Consider the following 6,586-nt stretch of genomic DNA (forward strand, 5'->3'; position numbering starts at 1 on the left):
ATTATTAACACACTCCTATAATTTCTAAAAATTCATTTTCATTTCTTATAATTTTATTATTACATTTAAAATGTTAAACAAACTATCTTCTAACCTTACATAAAGATGACAGTTCTGTAAGGTTAGAAGAAAACAAGCTATATACAAAAACCTTTATTGTATATTGGGGAGTTACTTGACGTTTCGCCTTTTTCGAATCTGAATAACACTAAGAAAAAATAACCCATAATTTCTATAATTAAATAAACAATATATTTTGGGGAGGATGTATTTTGAAAAAGACATTACTTATTGAAACATTATGTTTATCATTAGTGATTGTTTCTTTTTTAATACTCATATGGAAAGATTAAATCCACCTCTTCAGTTTCTTCTTTAGAATTCGTTACGACTTCGTTATGTTCAAAAGACATACTCATTAGTATTGCAAATACTAATAAATTTCCTAAAAGAATTTTCCGTATGGCCTTCTCTCCTCACATTTCTTTCTTTTAAATATAGCAAGGGGGAATACTGGGGTTCAGTCGAGATACGTGTAAAACTAGGTCATAGTGATACATTATTTCCCAAGAGACTTTTTTTGAGTGTATTATGTAACATTCAGGAGCAATCCGGTGCCATTTGTTTAATTCGCTCTTCTGGTGGGTCTACTTTTATAATCTGTTTCCTTGTACAATCTTAGCACCTTCATATAATTTATCCGCATAATTTTTAAGGTCTTGCCAATTATCCTTCGCTGTATCCAGATCTGCTCTTATAATCTCATCAAACAGGTCTAGACTAATGTTGTCAACACTGTCAATCAATGATTTATATTTTTTCTCCACTGTCCCCCACTGAGTCTTTATATTTTCAAGAGCAGTAACAGCTGTACCAACTGTTGCAGCCATATGTTCCGTTTTATTTTTGGCATCAGTCAAAATAACTACTTCTGCCTCTGCTCCAGAAATTCTGGACTTTAATTGTTCTATTTCTTGTTGTGCAGATGCGATATTCTTGTCAGCAGTGACAATCAATGGTATACCAATCGGAGGCATAAATACAGATAAAGCTATATAGCCACCACGTTTATCATAGTTTTCTTTAATTGTATTATTACAATTCTCAATTCGTTGTTGTAGAAGCGGAATACCAGCGTTCGTACTTTCTAGAATATTCTCCAATTGATTGAAATCTTCTTTGAAATTTCTTGTATTTTCTGCTATTTCACCTTGAAAATTTTTCAATTTTTCTAACAGTACATCTAATTTTTGACTATTGTACAAAATACTATTGTACAAATTTTCTAGTTCATATTTTAATTTCTCTGTATCTTTTTGCTCTATAGCAGTTAGTAAAAGCTTATAACTTACTTGAAACGTATCATTATAACTTACAATATTCTGATGCGTGTACATAATACGAGTTTTAAAATGCATGAACCAAAAGTCGGCATTCTCTATTGCATCCCGTTGATGCTTAATCATGTTTGCTTGTAAATCACCATTTATAGAACTTATTTTACTTAAATCTGTCAGCTGTTGATTACTGATTGTATTGGCATATGAATCCATTGTAAGGATATTTGCCACCATTTTTCCCATTACTTCTTTAAATTCACCAGGACCAAGGGAATAGTTCTTCAAACTTTCTTGCTGTTGGGACACAGTTTGTTCTGCTGCCAAAGTATGAAGTGGAATTACATTACTCACTGCCATTCCCGTAATGATTGTTGACAAAATAATTTTCTTATATAAATTCTTATTCATCTTTTTCACCTGCTTTTTCACATGTATCACATATTTTATTAAATTCATAAGCTTCTATTCTTTACTTCAAATGAATTACGATTATTGCAAATAAAACAACATATTAAAATAGAGATTCTCGTACTTTCTTATTCTATAATCTTTATTAAGTTTCATAACTATATAGGAAGTCTCCTGCTCAAACTTGAACAGGAGACTCACATTATGTGTTCTTCAAAAGGGAAAATCAGTATATTATATTTTTCATTACTTCGGCAATTTCTTGATGTAATATTATTTGTTCAAGAACGAAATCTCACTACTTTGAATATTTTCAGCATACTTTCTAATCTGCTCCCAATGATCCTTCGCTGTATCCAGATCTGCTGTTATATCCATAGCAAGGAATTCTGGGTCAACAGCTTTAGCACTCTTAATCAATGCGTCATATTTTGTTCCCATTCCATCCCACGCAGTCTTTATATTTTCAAGAGAAACAATAGCTTTATCAATTGTATCTGTTAAATTTTTAATATCACTTTGCACTATCGTTAACCTAGCTGACTGTAGTTGCGCCATTGAAATATTTTGTGTTAGCGTTATAATTTCTTCTTGTGCCTTGATTATCTGCTGCTGCGATGAAACTACTCCGTATATCCCGCCTCCTAATATAGGTGCACCTAAGGGCGCAAAAGGTGAAAGAACTAAATATGCACCAGCAGCAGTTGCAACCGACGATGCAATATAAATTTTGTTATTCTCATCGATTAATGCTTTATTTGTTTCGATTTGTTTCTGAAACAGTGGAATTCCAGCTTCTTGACCAGTTAAAATATTTACGACTTCTTCAGCATTCCCTTTTAAATTTTGTGTATCTTTTTCTAATTTGCCGCGAAAGCTTTTTAAATCCTCCACTAATTTGGTCACTTGATCTTTATTCTGTGAAATTTCACCATTCAACTTTGTAAGCAAAGCTGTTAGTTTGACTGGATCATTTTTATATTGTAATAAATAACGAGAATAATTTTGGAATTTTGTATCATAACTGATAATATTTTGATTCGTCGTAACTATCCCTGATTTCAAATTATTTAACCAGTATGTTGCATTTTCTCTAGTAAGATTTTGGTTGGCTTTAATGGCTGTTTTTAAATTATCGCCAACTGAAGGTAAACCATCCAAATTAATATCAGCTTGTTTAAGAATAGTTAAAGCATACAGGTCCATTACCAACATATTGGATTTAGTGTCCTTCATCGCATTATCAAGCCCTGTTGGTCCAAGGTAATAACTAGGGTATTTAAGGTCTTGATTTGCATAAATAGGTGCAGGTGCCTCTGCCGAGGCATATGATGGCATAATGCCACCCGCTACGATTGTTGCTATTAATGTAGATAAAGCCATTACTTTATAAGGTTTTTTCATCACATTTTTCTCTCCTTACATTATTAAGAATTATTGTTCTGAATTCTACAAATTTCATCCTGTTACTTTTATTTTTGTAACACTCTCTTGATATTCCGTTGTTTGTTTTTTCAATTCATCCGTAAACTGTTTAAGCTCTTTTAATCGTGCTTGTAATGAATTAGAATCTATTTTCACATCAGTATTAAGACTTGTCCCCGTTTCAATCATTATGTTATTAAAGGTGTCCCAACTACTTACTAGATTGTCAAAACTCTGAGTTTGCTTTTTAACTGTTCTTGTAAAGTTATTTAATTGCTGCTCAATAAGTGTCATTTGAGTTGCTTGCACTTCAATATTCGATAAATTTTGTACCAATTGAATTAGTTTCTGTTGCTTTTGAGCAATAGCTTTATTCAGTTCTGTTACTTTATCATTTTTGAGTTGTCCATATTGGTTATAAATCGCTTCCAAATTAGACACGTCTACAGTTTTATCCTTAACTCCGTCTTTCAAAATATTAATAACCGACTTTGTAATATTTAAAGAACCGTCTAGATTTTCTTTTGGTAGAGCTAGAAGTTTTTCAAAATCTTCTTGAATGCCTGCATTAAGTTGTCCCATTTCCGTTCTTAATTTTTCAATGTCTCCGTCTGAACCCTTATAAGATTCAAACGCTCTGCTAACTTTACTAGAAAAATTATTACTATCTTCAGCCAATTCGTTTTTAGAATTGTTTAAGTCTTCTGAAGTTATTTTCATATTATACTGAATTTTTTGCACGTCACCTTGAAGTAAGTTAAAAATACGTACAAATAATGCTTTTGCTTCCGGATCTTCATTCATTTTTCCAGCTAGTTCAACTAATTTATTGTAATAATTTGTAAACCTTATTCCGAAACTCTGTATGTCTTGATTTACAACGGATAATTTGTGGTTATTTATATCCAGGCAGTCTCGAACATGGTTTCTTACAGTGCCTTGATCAGTAGTTATTCCATATATAGTACTTACATCAAGATCTGGTTGCTGTAATATGATTAGCCCATATCCTTGAATTAATGGCGTCTGTGATCCTAATTTCGTAATCGAATTTGATAACCTATCCATAGCGGGTCCAAGTATACTACTTGGTTGTAAATAAGTTGTATTACTTTCTGCAAAAGTATTTACAGGTGAGAAGCAACTTGTAGATACTGCTGTAACTAATAACCCTGCGATTAACGTTTTTTTCATGGTAACTCCTCCTATTAATTGGTGTTTTTTGATAAAATAGTTGGACTAAATTTTAAAGGTTTAATTTTTATTTATATGAAATCTAACCTTTCGACAATTAATTGTCATATACAGTTATAAAAATACATATTGTGGGAATCTAAATATAGCTTGTAAATATTTGTACATATTGCCTACTATAAACGTATTCCCTAAGCAGTTACATAAAAGACATATACAAAGGTAATCTTGATTTTATATGTCATAAAATGTAACTAATATCTTATGCCCTTATTAAAACATTAAACTCCATTGCGAATATAGTGAAATTTTGTCGTAAATAGTAAAATTTTGTCGTAAATATTAGAATTTTATCTTATGTATTCGATAATTTTATAGTTACATACTTAATATGAGTGAGGATATATTATACCAATAAAATTAATGATGAATTCTATCGTAGTAATTATAATGATTACAACTTAATAAATCCAATGAAAAAATAACTATATTAATTTAGAAGGGGTTAGTTTTTATTTTAGAAAAATACTTATAGAATAATTTAATGGTATTACTTATACATTTAACCCTTTATTTGGATATGTATAATTGCATAATCACACTCTATTGATAAGATTACAAGTTATTGATTTTAAAGGATTTAGAGGTTCTCAAATACAATTATCAAAATTAAAGCGTGGTATTTAATTCCAGAGTGGCCCTTAAAACCCCTAATCGTTTCCGTCCCCCTTATACAATAGGGCATTTTTATTCGTCGAAAACTAAAAATCATAATAAGAAATATACTTGTATTGGATTGAAAGGAGGTAATACACAAAATTTTTACTTGCAGGGGGCACTATATCATTTCAACATATCTCCGAAAATAAAGAAGCATCTAATTTAAATTAGATGCGGAATGTATCAAGTACATTATCTTTTTCTTCCTTATTAATCCCGATGTATCTTAGTGTAATTTGTGGTGTACTATGATTCAATATTTCTTGTAACATAGCAATATCCTTTGTTTGCTTGTAAAACCAATATCCAAATGTTTTACGCATGGTATGGGTACCTAAAGATTCGACTCCGGCAAAATCCCCGGCTTTTTGTAATTGTCGATAGGCTTGAATTTTACTAATGGGTTTATCACCTTTTCGAGAAGGAAATAACCAGGTACTTTTTAGATTTTCAGCGTATGGAAATACTTCCTCAAAAATAGATGTAATATTTATGATACGTTCCTTTTTTGTTTTTCCTTCTTTCACTTTAAATTCTTTTCGTTTTTTTCGTTTCAGTTTTAAAATTTCACTCGTTTCCATTTTAAGTAAGTCACTTACACGTAATCCAGTATTAATCCCAAGTAGGAATAAAATATAATCACGATCTGAACAATGACGTTTAAGAGACCATTTCATATCTTCGAGCTGTTCTTTGCTCCGAATTGGTTGTACATCAATTAAATGTTGCTTTTTATCCATCTGTTTTTCAATCCCTTTATTTTCAATGATTTGAATGTATACTTTTTAGTCTTTTTTTATAATATCAATGAAATTAGATGAAAGTCAATGTTTTAGGGGAAATGAAAGTAAACTTTTGGCTAAAAGTTTACTTTCGTTTTTTAAAACATTTACAACTAAATTTGTATTAAATTTCTCAATATAGATATACTTGTAAATTATGGTTTTAATATTCAAAATTAACAAAAATTAAAGTATAATAAAAATGTGATGGTTATCACTTATGTTTACTCCTTGTGCTAAAGATAAGATTGTGTTCCCGATCTTATCTTTTTTCTTTGTATATTTTTGATAAAAAAAAAGGAATCCTTATTATAAGGATTCTGCAACAGGAAATAACAAAATATAAATAATAAAAAGAATTACTTATATTATAGTTTATATAGTAATAGTATAATGTTGGGAAACTTTTACATAAATCGAGTATATATTACGTAGCAATTGTAGAAATGGCTTGTTTATAGACTAGCTGTTGCTTACTATAAATTGTGTCTAAACGTACAATTGTCTTTTTTTGATATGGTGACCCCTAGTAACAGTTCTACTAACACTTTTATTATCAGTGTTTTTAACACTAACTTTGATTGTGGGCTATGCATTAAGTTAAACGTATTTCTTCACGAATAAAACTCGATATTCCGTCAATACTGTAGATAACCTAGTTGGAACAAGACCTCCATTAGGTGAGCAGTTAGCTGTTGCTAGCTGCTCTTGTTTTCT

4 protein-coding genes are annotated in these 6,586 nt (G+C 30.5%); all 4 read right to left on the reverse strand.

Going from position 1 to position 6,586, the window contains the following annotated elements; genetic code table 11:
- Positions 1-653: 653 nt before the first annotated feature.
- The 4 genes from nheC to B5P40_RS30585 all read right to left on the reverse strand — a co-directional run bounded on the left by nheC (position 654) and on the right by B5P40_RS30585 (position 5,827).
- Positions 654-1,748: a non-hemolytic enterotoxin subunit C gene (nheC, locus tag B5P40_RS30570; RefSeq protein ID WP_113710451.1), complete on the reverse strand. Its 1,095-nt coding sequence runs from the start codon at positions 1,746-1,748 to the stop codon at positions 654-656.
- Positions 1,749-2,021: 273 nt separating this feature from the next.
- Complete coding sequence (gene nheB, locus B5P40_RS30575) at positions 2,022-3,152, reverse strand: non-hemolytic enterotoxin subunit B (RefSeq protein ID WP_078177475.1); 1,131 nt, start codon at positions 3,150-3,152, stop codon at positions 2,022-2,024.
- A gap of 54 nt (positions 3,153-3,206) precedes the next feature.
- Positions 3,207-4,367 (reverse strand): non-hemolytic enterotoxin subunit A, encoded by a 1,161-nt coding sequence (nheA, locus tag B5P40_RS30580; RefSeq protein ID WP_002169642.1) that lies wholly within the window; start codon positions 4,365-4,367, stop codon positions 3,207-3,209.
- A gap of 887 nt (positions 4,368-5,254) precedes the next feature.
- A complete protein-coding gene (locus tag B5P40_RS30585; RefSeq protein ID WP_113710452.1) occupies positions 5,255-5,827 on the reverse strand; it encodes a tyrosine-type recombinase/integrase in 573 nt (190 codons plus the stop codon).
- Positions 5,828-6,586: the final 759 nt, after the last annotated feature.

Origin of the sequence: Bacillus sp. SRB_8, assembly GCF_003264205.1 — a bacterium.
Taxonomy (GTDB): Bacteria; Bacillota; Bacilli; order Bacillales; family Bacillaceae_G; genus Bacillus_A; species Bacillus_A mycoides.